Below are 16,032 nucleotides of genomic sequence, written 5' to 3'. Positions count from 1 at the left end.
TCACGCGGAAGGCGCTTCGCTGCGCGCCTTGTAGAAGCGCAGGATGTGCTCGGAGAAATCACCCAGCAGGAAGTGCGCGACCCGGTCCGCATACCAGTTGAAGCGCGTGCTGACGCGCCAGGACACGTCGATGCGCAGCTCGGTGCCGCCATCGCGCGGCGAGAGCGTATAGGCCGAATCGCGCAGGTCGAAATAGTGGCCGCCGATCACCACGTGGTCGTCGAGCGCGCCGGCGGGAAAGGAGTCGGGCGCGAAGCGGTAGCGCCACTTCACGCGCCGCGACGGTTCCCATTCGGTGATGAGCTCGTCGAAGTGCACATCCTTCTGCCAGCGCACTTTGCGTACCCGGCCTTCGGGGCTTTCCTCGGTTCGTCCTTCCATGGGCATCGGCACGCCGATCCGGTAGGCCCAGGCATCGCCGACTTCGTCCGGCCGGATGTCGCGCGCATCGTTGAGCGATTGCCAGACCCGCTCGGCCGGCGCTGCGATGAAGATCGTGCGCGAGGTGCTCGAGAGCTGCTGGGGATCGGGCAGCGAGGGCTCGATCGCGCCGAGCAGCAGTGGCAAGGCCGCGATGCCGTAGAGCGTCGGCCGCGGCCAGTCGGTGACGCGGCAGACCACGCCCATCATCAGGCCGCCCAGGCTGCCCATGAGCGCGAACAGCGGCACGATGACGATGGCGCAGATCAGGCCCTCGATGTAGATCATCAGCGTGCCGCCCACGAACAGCGCCGTGGCGCACCACGGCGCCCAGAGGTAGTACCAGAAGCTGCGCCGGCGGCTGCGCTCGGCGAGATAAACCGTGACCGCGCCGCAGAGCACCGGTGCCAGGTAGATGAAGCTGCCGAGCATGGCCGAGTAGCGTTGGCCCGGCGAGCCGCTGAAGGCCAGGCGCATGACCAGGGCCGCGGCCGCGCCCCCGAACAGCGGCAGGAGCCAATGGAAGGGCAGCTCGACCGCCGGCGGTGCGGCGACGTGGCGAGTGCTTCGCTGGTGCGCCGGATCTGCCTCCTCGCTCATGCGCGGCCCGCCTCGCTCGCGTCGCACACGGCGGTCACCATGCAGTAGTCGAAGTCGCGCCAGAACAGGCCCAGCGCGAGGGCGCAATAGCTGGCGACGATGTGCTTGCGGCGCCAGGGCGAGAGGCGGCCGCGCGCCTTCCAGAGCTCGGCCAGCGTGAAGCGCGTGGCGAGCACAGGAATGTGCAGCGCGCTCGGTGCCACGCGCCAGCGCAGCGACTTCACTTCGACTTGCGCGAAGCCGTGGCTCTGGAGCGTTGCGGCGAAGTCGTCGCGCGTGGCCAGCGTGGGCACGGCCCAGCTGTCGGCCCAGAGCCGGTGCAGCCAGCCGGCGATGCGGCCGGGCTGGCGGCGCAGCAGGAAACCGTCGATCACCACCAGCCGCGCGCCGGGCTTGAGCAGGCGCGCGGCTTCGGCGACGAAGTCGGCCTTGGTGGCGCCGCTCGCATAGCAGGCGCTCTCGACCGCCCAGGCGCCGTCGGCCTGCGCGGTGGGCAGCCCGGTGCGGGTGTAGTCGGCCTCGACGTGCGCTACGCGGTCGGCCACGCCGGCGCCGGCATCGAGCCGGGCCGCGATCGTATTCTGCACCGCCACGTTGGTCACGGTCACCGCATAGAGCTTGTGGTGCTCCATGGCCAGCGTGCGCGCGGTGGCGCCGGCACCGCAACCGAGGTCGACCACGCAGGCCGGCCGTGCGGCGTCGAGCTGCAGCGCGCGGCCCACGGCACGGTTCATCTCGACCAGCATGCTCTCGCGCCGCAACGGATTCAGGCCTGCGCGCCAGAAGCCGAAATGCATGTTGTAGCCCGGGCTCCACGCGCGGTAGTCATCGGCGACCTCGGTGAAGTAGTCCTGCGTGTCGCTCGGCGTCACGGGGGCATGCGAGGGCGCGGCAGGTGCCGGCAGCGCGATGCGTTGCGGGAGGGTGTCGCTCATGAAGTGCTTTCCTGAAGTTGATTCACAAGGTGTCGGCGAAATCGCGCAGGTCGCGCGGCTCGGTGCCCAGCCAGCCGCGCAGCGGCGCATTGCTCGCGACGTTGTCGAGCTCGAGCATCACGCGGGTGTCGGTGCACCACGGCACGCCGGGTACGAAGTCGCCGGCGCGCGAACTCAGCACGCCCACCCATGCAGGCAGGCGCAGCACGCGGGCCGGCTTCGGCGCACCGCCGCGCCGCGCGCTGCGCAAGGTGGCGATCAGCTCGGCCAGCGTCATCGCGCGTGCCCCGCCGAACTCCACCACGCCGCGGGAGGGCGAGGCCGGGTCGGCCAGCACCGCCACGGCACGTGCGAGATCCTCGACATAGACCGGCTGCAACTTGGCAGCGAGCGCGGGGGCGGGCATCGCCAGCACAGGCAGTGCGGCCAGCGTGTGGAACAGCTTGGTCGCATCGCCGCCCTGGCCGAGCACGACCGAGGGCCGCAGCGCGATCCACGAGGGGCCGCCGGCGGGCAGGGCTTGCAGTACAGCTTCGGCGGCGCGCTTGGTGCGCGCGTACTGGGTCGGGTTGTCCTTGTCGTTGCGGCCGATGCCCAGCGCCGAGATCTGGACGATGCGGCGCACGCCGGCCTGCGCGCAGGCTTGGAAGAGCGCGGCCGGCGTGTCGGTGTGCACCGCCTGCATCGGCCGGCGCGCGCTGTCGCGCAGCACGCCGACGGCGTTGATCACCGTGTCGAAGCCCGCCAGGCGCGGCAGCCAGGTCGCGGCATCGGTGTCGCGCGAGTAGTCGATCGGCAGGTGGGGCAGGTCGGTGCGCAGGCGCGTTGCGCTGCCGCAGGTCACCTGGTGTCCCGCCTTCAGCACCGCGGCGGCGATGCGGCTGCCGATGAAACCGTTGGCACCGCAGACGAGGATGTTCGATGAAGTGGTCATGGCGCTACTCCGGGTCTGAGTTCTTCTCGATGCTTCAGTCAAAACAGAAATAAACACGCAAAAAAATGTCAGAGCATGGGCAGGCTGGCATGGTGCGCGTCAGGATCGTCCTTGCCGCGGTTCGCATCGCCGCGCACGAACTTCTGCACGCTTGCGCCCAGCGTCAGCACCTTGTCGAGGGTGCCGGGCGACAGCCGCAGCATCTCGTCGGCCCAGGTGCCCAGCTTGGCCATGAGTTCCATGGTGGAGCGGATGCGGTCCTGCGCGTCGGCCGGCTCCTTGCCGAAGTCGGGGCTGGCGATGATCTCGCGCAGCACCCGCACGGTGGGGTCGAACTCGCGCTCCTTGCGCTCGCGCACCACGGTGCGGAACAGCTCCCACACGTCGACGCTGGTCTCGAAGTAGTCGCGACGGTCGCCCAGTACGTGGGTCACGCGCACCAGGTTCCAGGCCTGCAGTTCCTTCAAGCTGTTGCTCACGTTGGAGCGGGCCACGTTGAGCGTTTCGGAAAGCTCCTCGGCATGCAGCGGCTTGCCATGGGCGAAGAGCAGGGCGTGGATCTGCGACACGGTGCGATTGACACCCCACAGGGAGCCCATCTCGCCCCAGTGAAGCACGAATTTGCGTTGGATTTCGGTCAGTTGCATGGTGTGGCCTTGCAATCGAGTTTATGGTTTTCGAAATTTCTGTCAATAAAGAAATGAAAGTCTGATGCAGCGCTGGCCAATTGGTGGAATACTGTATGTTCATAGTGGGTATCCATTTAGCTCCAGTTTGACTAGGATTACTGGATGGACATCCATATATTAGTCCCCAAGGCGGGAGAAGACTACCCGGTCAACTGGAACCAGTTCCTGGACTGGTTCGCCACCGAAGAGGCCTGTCTTGGCTACCTGGAGCGGCTGCGCTGGCCGCAAGGTTTCGTGTGTCCGCGCTGCGGGGTGGCCGCTGAGCCCTATCGCTCCAGCCGCGCACGGCTGATGTGCCGAAGCTGCTCGACCCAGAGCACGGTGACCGCGGGCACCATCTTCGAGAAGACCCGCACGCCGCTGCGGGTGTGGCTGGCCGCCGCCTGGTACGTCACCAACCACAAGCATGGCGTCAGCGCGCTCGGACTGCAGCGCGTGCTCGGCCTGGGCAGCTACCAGACGGCCTGGGCGATGCTGCACCGCCTGCGCCGGGCGATGGTGCGGCCCGAGCGCGAACGGCTCAGCGGAATCGTGGAGGTCGACGAGACGTATCTGGCCCTCAGCGATCGCGAGCAGCCTGTCGCCCGCGGGCGAGGCAAGGGTCGAAAAAGCCAGACGCACCAGACACTTGTGGTGATCGCCGTGGAGCTGCACGAGCCCAAGGGCTTCGGCCGGCTGCGGCTCGAGCGCATCCAGAACGACTCGACCGAGCAGGTCATCCCCTTCGTGCTGGCCAACATCGAGCCTGGCTCACAGGTGCGCACCGACGGCTCGTCCGCCTACCGCGATCTCGCGGATCTGGGCTATGTGCACCAGCGCACTGTCCATCTGGGCTCCGACGTTCCCGCGCACGTCTCCATGGTCGGCGTTCACCGCGTGGCCGCACTGGTCAAGCGCTGGGTGCTGGGCACGCACCAGGGCGCCGTGCAGCCGGCGCACCTGGACGCCTATCTCGACGAATTCGTCTTTCGCTTCAATCGCCGGGCCTCGCGCTCGCGAGGGCTGCTGTTCTACCGGCTGCTCGAGCAGGCCGTCGTCACAGATCCACTGACCTATCGCGGTGTCGTGGACAGCATCCCCAAATCGGCGGAAGTGGCGTAGATTACTGGATGGGCATCCATATATCTCTGGGCGCTGGAGCTAAATGGATACCCCATATGTTCATACAGTTTCCAAGAGGCATTTCACCATGGCCGATGTTTTCATTCCCGTCCATGCCCTCAAGGGCCGAGGCGCGGCCACCCGCCTGCCGCACCGCTTCGAGCGCGACGTGCGCGATGCCTACGACGACGGCTGGGGCACGCTCGAAGAAGGCGCGGCCGAGCCGCTGCCGCCGCTTCAAACAGAGGTGCGTTTCGAAGACGTGAAGTCGGTGTTGTGCGAGAACGATTCGCCAGACATCTACTTCGATCGGTCGATCAATCCGTATCGCGGCTGCGAGCACGGCTGCATCTACTGCTTCGCACGGCCCACGCACAGCTACCTGAACCTGTCGCCTGGCCTGGACTTCGAGACCAAGCTGATCGCCAAGCGCAACATCGTCGAGGTGCTGCGCGCCGAGCTCGGCCGCAAGAGCTACCGGCCCAGCCACATCGCGATCGGCACCGCCACCGATTGCTACCAGCCGATCGAGCGCGAGCTGCGGCTCACGCGTTCGGTGATCGAGCTCTTGAAGGAAACGCGCCATCCCTTCGGGCTGGTCACCAAGTCGAGCGCGGTCGAGCGCGACCTCGACTTGATCGCGCCGATGGCGGCCGAGCATCTGGCGGCGGTGTACGTGACCATCACCTCGCTCGACGGCGAACTCGCGCGCAAGCTGGAGCCGCGCGCCGCGGCGCCGCACCGGCGGCTGCGCACCGTGCGCACGCTGGCCGAGGCCGGCGTGCCGGTGGGTGTGAGCGTGGCACCGCAGATTCCCTTCGTCACCGAGGACATGGAGCAGGTGCTCGAAGCCGCGTGGGAGGCCGGTGCGCGCAGCGCCTTCTACACGGTGATCCGGCTGCCCTGGGAGGTGGCGCCGCTGTTCAAGCAGTGGCTGGAGCTGCACTACCCGCAGCGTGCGGGCCGCATCATGGCGCGCATCCACGAGATGCGCGGCGGCAGGGATTACGACGCCGACTTTGCCACGCGCATGGTGGGCAGCGGCCTGTGGGCCGACCTGATCCGCCAGCGCTTCGAGAAGGCGACCCGGCGCATCGGCTTCAACCGCGAGCGCATCGCGCTCGATCTCAGCGCGTTTCGGCCGCCCGGCGAAGCGGGACAGGGCAGTCTGTTCTAAAGTCGATGCATGGATCGTTTCTGGATCGTTGTCATGGGGGTCTCGGGCTGCGGCAAGTCGAGCCTGGGTGCGGCGCTGGCCGCCGAGTTCACATTGCCGCTGATCGAGGGCGATGACTTTCATCCGCCGGCCAATGTCGAGAAGATGCGCGCCGGCATTGCGCTCGCCGATGCCGACCGCACCGGCTGGCTGGCCACGCTGGGTCGGGAACTCGCCGGCCACCGGCAGGGTGCGGTGCTGACCTGCTCGGCGCTCAAGCGCGACTACCGCGAGCGGCTGCGCGCCGCGGCCCCGGGGCTGCGCTTCGTGTTCATGGATCTGTCACGCGAGGAGGCCGAACGCCGTGTCGCGGCGCGCGCGGCGGAGCACATGTTCCCGGCCAGCCTGGTCGCCAATCAGTTCGCGACCCTCGAATCGCCGGTCGGGGAGCCGGGGGTACTGGCCGTCGATGCGTCGGCGCCGCTGGACCGGCTCGTGGAGCAGGTCCGGGCCTGGCTGCAGCAGGATCAGCGCGCCGGCGGCGTGAGCCCCAGCGCCTCGTAAACGCGGATCGCCGCGTAGGCATCGTTGGCCGCGTAGCGCAGCTGCGCATCGGTCAGCTGCTTGTGGGCCCAGTTCGAGGTGGTGGCCTTGCGCGACTTCACGAAGCGGCGGTCGAACACCAGCGCCACGGCCGTCTTCACGCCGACCGACTTTCGGTAGCCGCGGCGGCGGAACTCGGTGTCCAGATCGAAGACGGCCTGCGGCTCGATGCCGAAGCGCTGCCGGATCAGGCTCAGGTCGGAAGAGAGGCCGAAGCCGACCTTGGTCAGTTCGGTCGAGGCGAGCAGCCCGGCCAGGACCTCGTGGAACTCGCTGCGGTGCAGCTGGAAGAGCCAGGCCGCATCGCGCGTCGCGAACTGCAGCACGTGCGGGCCGCCCGAGACCTCGAACTTCGCGAAGGTTGGCTTGGATTCGGTATCGAAGCCGACCACGCCGCTGGCTCGCAGCGCCGCGACGGCCTGTTCGGCCTTTTGCGTCGTGTCGACCACGTGGATCTGCTGCAGGCCCAGGCCTTCGAAGACTTCGAGCAGCGCGATCTGCTCGCGTTCGGGCAGCGGGGGCGGCATTCCGGTCATGGTGCTTTCGATCGTTTCTTTGGCGCGGTGCCGGATCGCAAGGCGGCTTCCCAGGCGCGCCGGGCCCACAGCGCGGCCTCGTCGCGGTCGTCGAACACCTCGGCCGGCGCTTCCCGGTAGGACGTCTGCATGGTCTTCCCGTTCCTCGTGTATTCGAAAGCCGGCAATCGCAGCCGGTCGAAATGCGCGACGCTTTGCGGGTCGGCCTTGAGGTAGAGCGTGTCGCGCGCCACCAGCGCGAACATGCGCCCCTCGTGGTAGATGCCGTGGCCGCCGAACATGCGCCTGGCTTCGATGCGGCCGAAGCGCTCGAAGACCTCGTGCAGACTCCGGACGAACTCGCTCAAGTCAATGCCCCGGCATGGTGGCGCAGGTGGTCCGCCATGAAGCTCTGGATGAAGTAGTAGCCATGGTCGTAGCCGGCGTGTCGGCGCAGTTGGAGCGGCTGGCCCGCTGCGCGACAGGCGGCCTCGAACAGGTGCGGATGCAGCTGTTCTGCCAGGAATTTGTCGGCCAGGCCCTGGTCGACCAGGATGCCGGCCGGGTAGGGCGGTGCGGTCTGCGACTGCATCAGCGCGCAGGCATCGTGGGCGAGCCAGGCGCTGCGCTCGGCGCCGAGGTAGCCGCCGAAAGCCTTCTCGCCCCACGGGCACTGCGTCGGCGCGCAGATCGGCGCAAGGGCCGAGAGCGACTTGAAGCGACCCGGATGCCGCAGCGCCAGGGTGAACGCGCCATGGCCGCCCATCGAGTGGCCGAAGAGGCCGATGCGCTGCCCGTCGATCGGCAGGGCTTGCGCGATCAGCGGCAGCAGTTCATGGACCAGGTAGCTTTCCATGCGCCAGTGCTGCGCCCATGGCGCCTCGGTGGCGTCGAGGTAGAAGCCGGCGCCGATGCCGAAGTCCCAGCTCGCACTCGCGCCGGGCAGGCTCTCGACGGCGGCGCCGCGCGGGCTGGTGTCGGGCGCGATCAACGCCAGGCCCAGCTCGGCGGCCATGCGCTGCGCGCCGGCCTTGACCATGAAGGTCTCCTCGTTGCAGGTCAGGCCCGCGAGGTACATCAGGGCCGGCACCGGGCCCTGTTCCGCTTGCGGAGGCAGGAACACCGAGAAGCGCATCGGCAGCCCGATTTCGCGCGAGGCGTGCTCGTGAAAGCTTTGCATGCCGCCGAAGCAGCGGTGTTCGGAGAGGGTCTTCAGGCTGTCGGTCATCGGCCGATGTTGCCATGCACGAGATCGCGCACGGCATCGACGAAGGCCTGCGGTTTTTCCTGCGGCAGGTTGTGGCCGGCGCCCTGCACGACGCGGTGCTCGTGCCGGCCGATGAAATGGTGGCCGTGGTCGGCCGTGCCGCTGACCGGCATCACGCCGTCGTCGGTGCCGTCGAAGGTGATGCTCGGCACGCTGATGTCCGGCTGCTCTGCGAGGCGGGCCTCCAGGGCCGCGTACGCCGGGTCGCCGGCCGCCAGGCCATGGCGGTGGCAGTAGGAGTGGATCACGATGTCGACGAAATCGGGGTTGTCGAAGGCCGCCGCGCTGCGCTCGTAGGTCGCGTCGTCGAACTGCCAGATCGGCGACCACATGCGCCACAGCAGCTTGCACAGCGCGCGCCGGTTCTGCGCCAGGCCGGCGCGGCCGCGCTCGGCGTGGAAGTAATACTGGTACCAGTACCGCGCCTCGTTTTCCGGCGAGATGGGCTGCCGCGCCGCCGCGATGTTCTGGATCTTGTAGCTGTTGACCGAGATCAGGCCCGTGCAGCGCTCGGGCCACAGCGCCGCGGCCACGCAGGCCGCGGTTCCGCCCCAGTCGTAGCCCGCGAGCACCGCGCGCGGGATGGCCAGCGCATCGAGCAGGTCCCGCACGTCGGCGCCGATCGCGGCCTGCTCGCCCGATCGCGGCGTGCCCGCGTCGGCGAACTGGGTCGGGCCGAAGCCGCGCAGGTAGGGCACGACGACGCGGCAGCCCTCGGCCGCGAGCTGCGGCGCCACCTCGACGTAGGACTGCACGTCGTAGGGAAAGCCGTGCAGCAGCAGCACCGGCGGGCCATCGGCCGGACCGCTTTCGTGGAAGGCGACCTTGAGCACGCCGGCCTGCACGCGGCGCAGGCTGCCCAGAGCGTTTTCATTCATAGAGCACCACGCCCCGGATCGACTCGCCGCGCTTCATCAGGTCGAAGCCCTTGTTGATGTCCTCCAGCGGCATGGTGTGGGTGATCAGGTCGTCGATGTTGATCTTGTTCTCCATGTACCAGTCGACGATCTTCGGCACGTCGGTGCGCCCGCGCGCGCCGCCGAAGGCCGAGCCTTCCCACTTGCGGCCGGTGACCAGCTGGAAGGGTCGCGTGCTGATCTCGGCGCCGGCCTCGGCCACGCCGATGATGATGCTGCGGCCCCAGCCCTTGTGCGTGCATTCGAGCGCCTGGCGCATCACCTTCGTGTTGCCGATGCACTCGAAGCTGTAGTCGGCGCCGCCGTCGGTGAGCTGCTGAACAGCATCGACCACGTTCTCGGTGTCCTTGGGGTTGATGAAGTGCGTCATGCCGAACTTGCGCGCCATCGCCTCGCGGGCAGGGTTCAGGTCGACGCCGATGATCTTGTCGGCGCCCACCATCTTCGCGCCCTGGATCACGTTGAGCCCGATGCCGCCGAGGCCGAACACCACCACGTTGGCGCCGGCTTCCACCTTGGCGGTGAAGATCACGGCGCCGATGCCGGTGGTGACGCCGCAGCCGATGTAGCAGACCTTGTCGAAGGGCGCATCCTCACGGATCTTGGCCAGCGAGATCTCGGGCGCGACCGTGTAGTTGCTGAAGGTGCTGGTGCCCATGTAGTGGAAGATGGGCTTGCCGTCCAGGCTGAAGCGGCTGGTGGCGTCGGGCATCAGGCCCTTGCCCTGGGTGCCGCGGATCAGCTGGCACAGGTTGGTCTTGCGCGAGAGGCAGAACTTGCACTGGCGGCATTCGGGCGTGTAGAGCGGAATGACGTGATCGCCTTTCTTGAGCGTCGTGACGCCGGGGCCGACGTCGACCACGATGCCCGCGCCTTCGTGGCCGAGGATGGCCGGGAAGATGCCTTCGGGATCGGCGCCCGAGAGCGTGTAGTAGTCGGTGTGGCAGATGCCGGTGGCCTTGATCTCGACCAGCACCTCGCCGAACTTCGGACCTTCGAGGTCGACGGTTTCGATGGACAGAGGAGCGGCGGATTTCCAGGCGACGGCGGCTTTGGTTTTCATGGGGAGAGCAGGAAGTGGAGAGGCGCGGAGGACGGTCCCCGCGCGTCACTTTATGCCATAGAAGCCCGCCGCGTTCGTGCCCCATACCTGCTCTTGTTCGGATGGCGGGAGGGCTTTGAGCAATTCCCTGGACACGGCCTCCCATTGCAGGTAGTCGCCTGCCAGCTCGAGCACGGGCCAGTCGCTTCCCCACATCAGGCGCGAGGGACCGAAGCAGGCCAGCAGGTGATCGACATAGGGACGCAACGCGTCTGCGTCCCAGCCCGGCCCCGCCTCCGTGGCGAGGCCCGAGAGCTTGCAGCACGCCTGCGTCTGCTTGCCGAAACGCGCGATCTGCGTGGCCCAGGGCGCGAAGGCTCCACCAGCGATGTCGGGCTTGGCGGCGTGGTCGATGACCATGCGCAAATTCGGGTGCTGCAGCGCGAAAGCCAGTGCGGCGTCGAGCTGCTGCGGCTTGATCAGGAAGTCCAGGCTGAGATCCAGCTCGGTCATGGTCTCGATGGCAGGCTGCAACTGCGCGCCGAGGATCCAGTTCGGATCGGCGATGTCCTGCAGCATGGGGCGCAATCCCTTGAAGAGCGGCTCCTGCGCGAGGCGGCGGATGCGCTGCGGCGCGTCGGCCGCGTCCAGATCGGTCCAGCCGACGACCGCGCGCACCCGGCTGGCGGGTTGTGCGGCCAGAGCCAGCAGCCGCCAAGTTTCTGCCTCGCTCGGCGCGGCCTGGATCAGCACCGTGCCGTCGATGCCCGCGCGGTCCAGGAGCGGTGCGAGGTCTTCGGGCGAGAAGTCGCGATAGAGCGCGTGCAGCGCCGGCGTGTCCTGCAGCCAGCCGTAGTCACGATGCGCGAGCGACCAGTAATGCTGGTGGGCGTCGATGCGGATCGCCGCCATGGCTCAGTGTTCCCTGGCCAGCGCGTCCCACAGTGCCGCGGGAATGGGCACCTGGCTGTGCGCCACGCTCTGCGTGATCTCCGCGGGGCTGCGCGCACCGACCACCACGGCGGCCGCGCAAGGGCAGGCCAGCGCGAACTGCAGCGCCGCGGCCGGCAGCGCAACGCCGAAGCCTGCGCAGATGCCGGCGAGGCGCTCGACGTGCTCGCGCACGGCGGGTGGCGCAGGCCGGTAGTCGAAGTGCGCATTGGACGTGCTGCCGCTCGCGAGGATGCCGGAGTTGAAGACACCAGCCAGGATCAGGCGGACCTTGCGCGCGACGCACAGCGGAACCAATTCGCGCGCGGCCGAAGCATCGAGCAGGGTGTAGCGGCCGGCCAGCATCATGCAATCGAAGTCGCCCGCGGCCATCGCATCGCGGCACACCTCCCACTCGTTGACGCCGATGCCGATCGCGCCGAGCACGCCTTCGGCGCGCAGGCGGTCGAGCGCGCGGTAGGCGCCTGTCATCGCTTCGCGAAAGCGCTCGGGCTGCTGCTCGCCATGGGTGTGGCGGTCGATGTCGTGGATGAAGGCGATGTCGATGCGCGCCAGGCCCAGGCGCTCCAGGCTCTCTTCGATCGATCGCATCGCGCCGTCGAAGCCGTAGTCGAAGTGCGGCGCGAACGGGAGGCCTTGCACATAGCCGTCGCGCTCCTCGGGCGCGGCCGGGTCGGGACGCAGCAGGCGGCCGACCTTGGTCGACAGTGCGAAGCTGTCGCGCGGCTGCTTCCCGAGCACGCGGCCCAGGCGCTGTTCGCTGAGGCCGTGGCCGTAGAGCGGGGCGGTGTCGAAGTAGCGCAGGCCCTGTCGCCAGGCTTCCTCGATGGTGCGCTCGGCGCTTTCGTCGTCGAGCGGCGCAAAGAGATTGCCCAGCGGCGCGCCGCCCAGACCCAGGCGCAGCGGGCCGGCGAGTCGTTCGAAAAGGGTGTCGTTCACGCCTGCATTCTCGGCGGTAGCTGCCCTGGCGAACACCTGCTACAAACGGGCCATGAAAAAGATCCTCGTCCTCAACGGTCCCAATCTCAACCTGCTCGGAACGCGCGAGCCCGCGCAGTACGGCTACGAAACCCTGGCCGACGTCGAGCGCATGTGCCAGGAGGCGGGCGCGAAGCTCGGCGTCGAGATCGAGTGCCGCCAATCGAACCACGAAGGCCAGCTGATCGACTGGATCCACGAGGCCGGCCGAGAGGTTGCCGCCGGCCGCATGTTCGGCGTGGTGATGAATCCCGGCGCCTACACCCACACCTCGATCGCGCTGCACGATGCGATCAAGGGCGCGAGCGTGCCGCTGGTCGAGCTGCACATCTCGAACGTGCATGCGCGCGAGGAATTTCGCCACCATTCCTACATCTCGCCGGCGGCGCGCGGCATCATCGTCGGCTTCGGCGTCAAGGGCTATCCGCTCGCGATCGAAGCGCTGGTGCGCGTGAGCGAAGCGGCGTAGTCGCCGATGCCAGTGTCTCCGGGGCTTTTCGCCGGCGCCGACGGCACGCTGCGCTGCCGCTGGTGCGAATCCACGCCGGCCTACCAGCACTACCACGACAAGGAATGGGGCTTCCCGGTCACGGACGACCGGCGGTTGTTCGAGAAGCTGTGCCTCGAGGGTTTCCAGGCCGGGCTGAGCTGGCTCACCATCCTCAACAAGCGCGAAGCCTTCCGGCGCGGCTTCGCCGAGTTCGATGCCGAGCGCGTCGCGCGCTTCGGCCCCAAGGATGTGGAACGGCTGCTCGGCGATGCAGGCATTGTGCGGCACCGCGGCAAGATCGAGTCGGCCATCAACAACGCGCAACGCGTGCTGGAGCTGCGCGAGGAATTCGGTTCGCTGGCGGCCTACGCATGGGGCTTCGAGCCCGACCCGGCATCGCGGCCGCGCCGCATCACGCAGAAAGCCTTGCAGGCCATGAGCACGTCGCCCGAATCGGTGGCGATGTCGAAGGACCTGAAGAAGAGGGGCTGGAGCTTCGTCGGCCCGACGACGGTCTACGCCTTCATGCAGGCCATGGGGCTGGTCAACGACCACGTCGAGGATTGCCACGCGCGCGAACTGGCGCTGGCGGCGCGCGCGAAGCTTCGGATGCCGCGCCCTAGGTAGCTTGCGGGCCGGCCACTTTCCGGTGGTTCACCCGGCCCTGGCTGTCGACGCTCTCGAGATGCACGTCGAAGCCCCAGAGGCGGGCGACATGCTTGAGCACCTCCTGCGCATCGTCGTGCAGCGGGCGGTCGTTGTGCTGCGTGTGGCGCAGCGTGAGCGCGCGGTCGCCGCGCAGGTTGACGCTCCAGACCTGGATGTTGGGCTCGCGGTGGTTGAGGTCGTACTGGCGCGACAGCGATTCGCGCAGCTGGCGGTAGCCGCTGTCGTCGTGGATGGCCGACACCTCGAGCTCGGGCTCGCCCTCCTTGTCGCGGATCGCGAAAAAGCGGAAGTCGCGCATCAATTTGGGCGAAAGGAATTGGCCGACGAAGCTCTCGTCCTTGAAATTGCGCATGGCGTAATCCAGCGATGTCAGCCACGGCGAGCCGGCCATGTCGGGGAACCAGCGCTTGTCTTCCTCGGTCGGGTTTTCGCAAATGCGCCGCAAGTCGGTGTACATCGCAAAACCCAGCGCATAGGGATTGATGCCGCTGTAGGCGCGGTGGCCGACCGGCGGCTGAAACACCACATTGGTGTGCGACTGCAGCCACTCCATCATGAAACCGTCGGCCAAAAGGCCTTCGTCGTACAGCGTATTGAGCAGGGTGTAGTGCCAGAAGGTGGCCCAGCCCTCGTTCATGACCTGCGTCTGGCGCTGCGGATAGAAGTACTGCCCGATTTTGCGCACGATACGCACCACTTCGCGTTGCCAGGGGTCCAACAATGGTGCATTTTTCTCGATGAAATAGAGCAGGTTCTCCTGTGGCTCGGACGGAAAGCGCTTGGCGGCCTCTTCGTCCTCGGCGCTGCGCCCGCTTTTCCGGGGCAGGGTGCGCCAGAGGTCGTTGACCTGCTGCTGGAGATGGTGCTCGCGTTCCTCGCGGCGCACCTGTTCCTGGTTCAGCGACAGTTTCTGCGGGCGGCGATAGCGGTCCACGCCATGGTTCATCAGCGCGTGGCAGGAGTCGAGCAGGTCTTCGACAGCCGCCACGCCATGGCGCTCCTCGCATTCGCTGATGTAGTTCCTGGCGTAGACCAGGTAGTCGATGATGGACGAGGCGTCCGTCCACATCTTGAAGAGGTAGTTGCCCTTGAAGAAGCTGTTGTGGCCGTAGGCGGCATGGGCGATCACCAGGGCCTGCATCGCCATGGTGTTCTCTTCCATCAGGTAGGCGATGCAGGGGTCGGAGTTGATGACGATTTCATAGGCCAGGCCCATGTGGCCGCGACGGTAGTTCTTTTCGGTCGAGATGAACTGCTTGCCGTAGGACCAGTGGCGGTAGATGACCGGCATGCCCACCGAGGCGTAGGCGTCCATCATCTGCTCGGCCGTGATGATCTCGAGCTGGTTGGCGTAGGTGTCGAGCTTGTAACCGCGCGCCACGCGGGCGATCTCGCCGTGGTAGCGCTCGATCAGTTCGAAGGTCCAGTCCGAGGGGCTGGGCAGGGGCTCTCGTTTCTTTGCGTTCACGCCGGCACCCCCTCTTTCTTGAACAGGTCGCGGAACACCGGGTAGATGTCCTGCGCATCGGCCACCTTGCGCATCGCGAAGTTCTTGTGGGTTTCAACCAGCTGGCTGTATTCCTCCCACATGTTCTGCTCGGCGTCGGCGACCTGCACGTAGGCGTAGTAGCGCACCAGCGGCAGCAGATGATCGGTCAGCAGCTCGCGGCAGCGGCCGCTGTCTTGGTGCCAGTTGTCGCCGTCGCTGGCCTGGGCGCCGTAGATGTTCCATTCGTTGCTCGGGAACCGCGCGCGGACGATCTCGTGCATCAGCGTCAGCGCGCTGGAAACCACGGTGCCGCCGGTTTCGGTGGCATGGAAGAACTCCTCTTCGCTCACCTCGCTGGCCTGGGTGTGGTGGCGGATGAACACCAGTTCGATCTTCTCGTAGTGCCGGGTCAGGAACAGGTACAGCAGCATGAAGAAGCGCTTCGACATGTCCTTGCGCGCTTCGTCCATCGAGCCCGACACGTCCATCAGGCAGAACATCACCGCCTTGGCCGAGGGCACCGGCACCCTGACGCGGTTGCGGTAGCGCAGGTCGATCGGGTCCAGGTAGGGCACGTGCTTGGCCTTGGCGCGAAGCTCCTCGAGCAGGGCTTCGGTTTCGCGGATCTCGCGCTGCACCAGCGCATCCGCCGCGCGCGGGCTGCGCTTGAGGTGCAGCAGGTGCGCCTCGAGTTCGCGGATCTCGCGCCGCGGGGCGCCGCCGAGCGCGATGCGCCGCGCCAGCGCGCCGCGCATGGAGCGCACGACGTGCAGGTTGGTGGGCATGCCGTCGCTGGTGAAGCCGGCGCGGTGGGTCTTCCATTCCGGCACCTCGGCCAGCTGGGTGCGGATCAGGTGGGGCAGGGCGAGGTCCTCGAAGAAGACCCGCATGAACTCTTCCTTGGTGAGGCGGAAGACGAAGTCGTCTTCGCCGCCTTCGCCATCGCCGGCCTGCGAGCCGCTGCCCGCGCCGCCGCCGCCCTGCTGCGGCCGCTCGATGCGGTCGCCCTTGACGTACTCGCGATTGCCGGGATGCACGTACTCGCGGTCGCCGCCCTGGCCATGGCCGAACACTGGCTCGGAGACATCGCGCTTGGGCAAGGTGATGTCCTCGCCCTGCTCGAGATCGCGAATGCTGCGGCCGCTGACGGCGCGCCGCACGGCTTCGCCGATCTGCTCGCGATAACGCCGCAGGAAACGCTCGCGGTTGCCGATGGACTTGTTCTTCCCCGACAGACGGCGGTCGATGATCTGCTGCAGCATGGCCACGGCAGGAA

At 67.5% G+C, this 16,032-nt stretch carries 18 protein-coding genes; 5 read left to right on the top strand and 13 right to left on the bottom strand.

Going from position 1 to position 16,032, the window contains the following annotated elements; genetic code table 11:
* The 4 genes from ACSQ86_RS19710 to ACSQ86_RS19695 all read right to left on the bottom strand — a co-directional run bounded on the left by ACSQ86_RS19710 (position 1) and on the right by ACSQ86_RS19695 (position 3,536).
* On the bottom strand, positions 1-1,020 hold the full coding sequence (locus ACSQ86_RS19710; RefSeq protein ID WP_436309468.1) for an SRPBCC domain-containing protein: 1,020 nt from the start codon (positions 1,018-1,020) through the stop codon (positions 1-3).
* Positions 1,017-1,955, bottom strand: a complete 939-nt coding sequence (locus ACSQ86_RS19705) for an SAM-dependent methyltransferase (protein WP_436309467.1) — start codon at positions 1,953-1,955, stop codon at positions 1,017-1,019. The genes ACSQ86_RS19710 and ACSQ86_RS19705 overlap by 4 nt, the downstream gene beginning before the upstream one ends.
* A gap of 22 nt (positions 1,956-1,977) precedes the next feature.
* A complete protein-coding gene (locus ACSQ86_RS19700) occupies positions 1,978-2,889 on the bottom strand; it encodes an NAD-dependent epimerase/dehydratase family protein (protein WP_436304733.1) in 912 nt (303 codons plus the stop codon).
* 68 nt (positions 2,890-2,957) lie between these two features.
* Positions 2,958-3,536, bottom strand: coding sequence for a GbsR/MarR family transcriptional regulator (locus tag ACSQ86_RS19695; RefSeq protein ID WP_436291030.1), 579 nt, complete (start codon positions 3,534-3,536; stop codon positions 2,958-2,960).
* 144 nt (positions 3,537-3,680) lie between these two features.
* On the opposite strand from ACSQ86_RS19695, the gene ACSQ86_RS19690 reads away from it, so the two are divergent.
* From ACSQ86_RS19690 to ACSQ86_RS19680, 3 genes are all read left to right on the top strand, one after another.
* Positions 3,681-4,679, top strand: coding sequence for an IS1595 family transposase (locus ACSQ86_RS19690; RefSeq protein WP_436309466.1), 999 nt, complete (start codon positions 3,681-3,683; stop codon positions 4,677-4,679).
* An 88-nt stretch (positions 4,680-4,767) separates the two neighbouring features.
* Positions 4,768-5,856, top strand: a complete 1,089-nt coding sequence (locus tag ACSQ86_RS19685; protein ID WP_093103171.1) for a PA0069 family radical SAM protein — start codon at positions 4,768-4,770, stop codon at positions 5,854-5,856.
* 9 nt (positions 5,857-5,865) lie between these two features.
* Positions 5,866-6,399, top strand: coding sequence for a gluconokinase (locus ACSQ86_RS19680; RefSeq protein ID WP_436304731.1), 534 nt, complete (start codon positions 5,866-5,868; stop codon positions 6,397-6,399).
* Here ACSQ86_RS19680 and ACSQ86_RS19675 read toward each other — a convergent pair.
* Genes ACSQ86_RS19675 through ACSQ86_RS19645 form a run of 7 tightly spaced genes read right to left on the bottom strand, consistent with a single transcriptional unit; the run spans position 6,363 to position 12,069 of the window.
* On the bottom strand, positions 6,363-6,974 hold the full coding sequence (locus ACSQ86_RS19675; RefSeq protein ID WP_436291032.1) for a 3'-5' exonuclease: 612 nt from the start codon (positions 6,972-6,974) through the stop codon (positions 6,363-6,365). The genes ACSQ86_RS19680 and ACSQ86_RS19675 overlap by 37 nt on opposite strands.
* Entirely contained in the window at positions 6,971-7,321 is a 351-nt protein-coding gene (locus ACSQ86_RS19670) for a TfoX/Sxy family protein (RefSeq protein ID WP_093103176.1), read from the bottom strand. The genes ACSQ86_RS19675 and ACSQ86_RS19670 overlap by 4 nt, the downstream gene beginning before the upstream one ends.
* A complete protein-coding gene (fghA, locus tag ACSQ86_RS19665; protein ID WP_436304730.1) occupies positions 7,318-8,181 on the bottom strand; it encodes an S-formylglutathione hydrolase in 864 nt (287 codons plus the stop codon). The genes ACSQ86_RS19670 and fghA overlap by 4 nt, the downstream gene beginning before the upstream one ends.
* The gene (locus tag ACSQ86_RS19660) at positions 8,178-9,098 is read right to left on the bottom strand and encodes an alpha/beta fold hydrolase (RefSeq protein WP_436309465.1); all 921 of its coding nucleotides are present in this window, start codon (positions 9,096-9,098) and stop codon (positions 8,178-8,180) included. Before ACSQ86_RS19660 ends, fghA begins: the two co-directional genes overlap by 4 nt.
* Positions 9,091-10,200: an S-(hydroxymethyl)glutathione dehydrogenase/class III alcohol dehydrogenase gene (locus tag ACSQ86_RS19655; protein WP_093103180.1), complete on the bottom strand. Its 1,110-nt coding sequence runs from the start codon at positions 10,198-10,200 to the stop codon at positions 9,091-9,093. The genes ACSQ86_RS19660 and ACSQ86_RS19655 overlap by 8 nt, the downstream gene beginning before the upstream one ends.
* A 45-nt stretch (positions 10,201-10,245) precedes the next feature.
* Complete coding sequence (locus ACSQ86_RS19650; protein ID WP_436310290.1) at positions 10,246-11,082, bottom strand: amidohydrolase family protein; 837 nt, start codon at positions 11,080-11,082, stop codon at positions 10,246-10,248.
* A gap of 12 nt (positions 11,083-11,094) precedes the next feature.
* Positions 11,095-12,069 (bottom strand): aldo/keto reductase, encoded by a 975-nt coding sequence (locus ACSQ86_RS19645; RefSeq protein WP_436309464.1) that lies wholly within the window; start codon positions 12,067-12,069, stop codon positions 11,095-11,097.
* Positions 12,070-12,121: 52 nt separating this feature from the next.
* Here ACSQ86_RS19645 and aroQ point away from each other — a divergent pair, with 52 nt between their 5' ends.
* Positions 12,122-12,577 carry a type II 3-dehydroquinate dehydratase gene (aroQ, locus tag ACSQ86_RS19640; RefSeq protein ID WP_436291038.1) on the top strand — a complete coding sequence of 152 codons (456 nt, stop codon included), beginning with the start codon at positions 12,122-12,124 and terminating at the stop codon, positions 12,575-12,577.
* Positions 12,578-12,583: 6 nt separating this feature from the next.
* Positions 12,584-13,225 (top strand): DNA-3-methyladenine glycosylase I, encoded by a 642-nt coding sequence (locus tag ACSQ86_RS19635; RefSeq protein WP_436304728.1) that lies wholly within the window; start codon positions 12,584-12,586, stop codon positions 13,223-13,225.
* Here ACSQ86_RS19635 and ACSQ86_RS19630 read toward each other — a convergent pair.
* Entirely contained in the window at positions 13,218-14,735 is a 1,518-nt protein-coding gene (locus tag ACSQ86_RS19630) for a SpoVR family protein (RefSeq protein ID WP_436291040.1), read from the bottom strand. The two genes, ACSQ86_RS19635 and ACSQ86_RS19630, sit on opposite strands and share 8 nt — an antisense overlap.
* Positions 14,732-16,024: a YeaH/YhbH family protein gene (locus ACSQ86_RS19625; RefSeq protein ID WP_093103188.1), complete on the bottom strand. Its 1,293-nt coding sequence runs from the start codon at positions 16,022-16,024 to the stop codon at positions 14,732-14,734. Before ACSQ86_RS19625 ends, ACSQ86_RS19630 begins: the two co-directional genes overlap by 4 nt.
* Positions 16,025-16,032 lie beyond the last annotated feature (8 nt).

The organism is Variovorax sp. LjRoot130 (assembly GCF_964253755.1).
Taxonomy (GTDB): domain Bacteria; phylum Pseudomonadota; class Gammaproteobacteria; order Burkholderiales; family Burkholderiaceae_C; genus Variovorax.
This window is presented reverse-complemented; position numbering and strand designations above follow the sequence as displayed.

Coding starts and splice junctions, on each gene's coding strand:
- ACSQ86_RS19710 (WP_436309468.1), bottom strand. CDS start 1,020: ATGAGCGAGGAGGCAGATCCGGCGCACCAGCGAAGCACTCGCCACGTC.
- ACSQ86_RS19705 (WP_436309467.1), bottom strand. CDS start 1,955: ATGAGCGACACCCTCCCGCAACGCATCGCGCTGCCGGCACCTGCCGCG.
- ACSQ86_RS19700 (WP_436304733.1), bottom strand. CDS start 2,889: ATGACCACTTCATCGAACATCCTCGTCTGCGGTGCCAACGGTTTCATC.
- ACSQ86_RS19695 (WP_436291030.1), bottom strand. CDS start 3,536: ATGCAACTGACCGAAATCCAACGCAAATTCGTGCTTCACTGGGGCGAG.
- ACSQ86_RS19690 (WP_436309466.1), top strand. CDS start 3,681: ATGGACATCCATATATTAGTCCCCAAGGCGGGAGAAGACTACCCGGTC.
- ACSQ86_RS19685 (WP_093103171.1), top strand. CDS start 4,768: ATGGCCGATGTTTTCATTCCCGTCCATGCCCTCAAGGGCCGAGGCGCG.
- ACSQ86_RS19680 (WP_436304731.1), top strand. CDS start 5,866: ATGGATCGTTTCTGGATCGTTGTCATGGGGGTCTCGGGCTGCGGCAAG.
- ACSQ86_RS19675 (WP_436291032.1), bottom strand. CDS start 6,974: ATGACCGGAATGCCGCCCCCGCTGCCCGAACGCGAGCAGATCGCGCTG.
- fghA (WP_436304730.1), bottom strand. CDS start 8,181: ATGACCGACAGCCTGAAGACCCTCTCCGAACACCGCTGCTTCGGCGGC.
- ACSQ86_RS19660 (WP_436309465.1), bottom strand. CDS start 9,098: ATGAATGAAAACGCTCTGGGCAGCCTGCGCCGCGTGCAGGCCGGCGTG.
- ACSQ86_RS19655 (WP_093103180.1), bottom strand. CDS start 10,200: ATGAAAACCAAAGCCGCCGTCGCCTGGAAATCCGCCGCTCCTCTGTCC.
- aroQ (WP_436291038.1), top strand. CDS start 12,122: ATGAAAAAGATCCTCGTCCTCAACGGTCCCAATCTCAACCTGCTCGGA.
- ACSQ86_RS19635 (WP_436304728.1), top strand. CDS start 12,584: ATGCCAGTGTCTCCGGGGCTTTTCGCCGGCGCCGACGGCACGCTGCGC.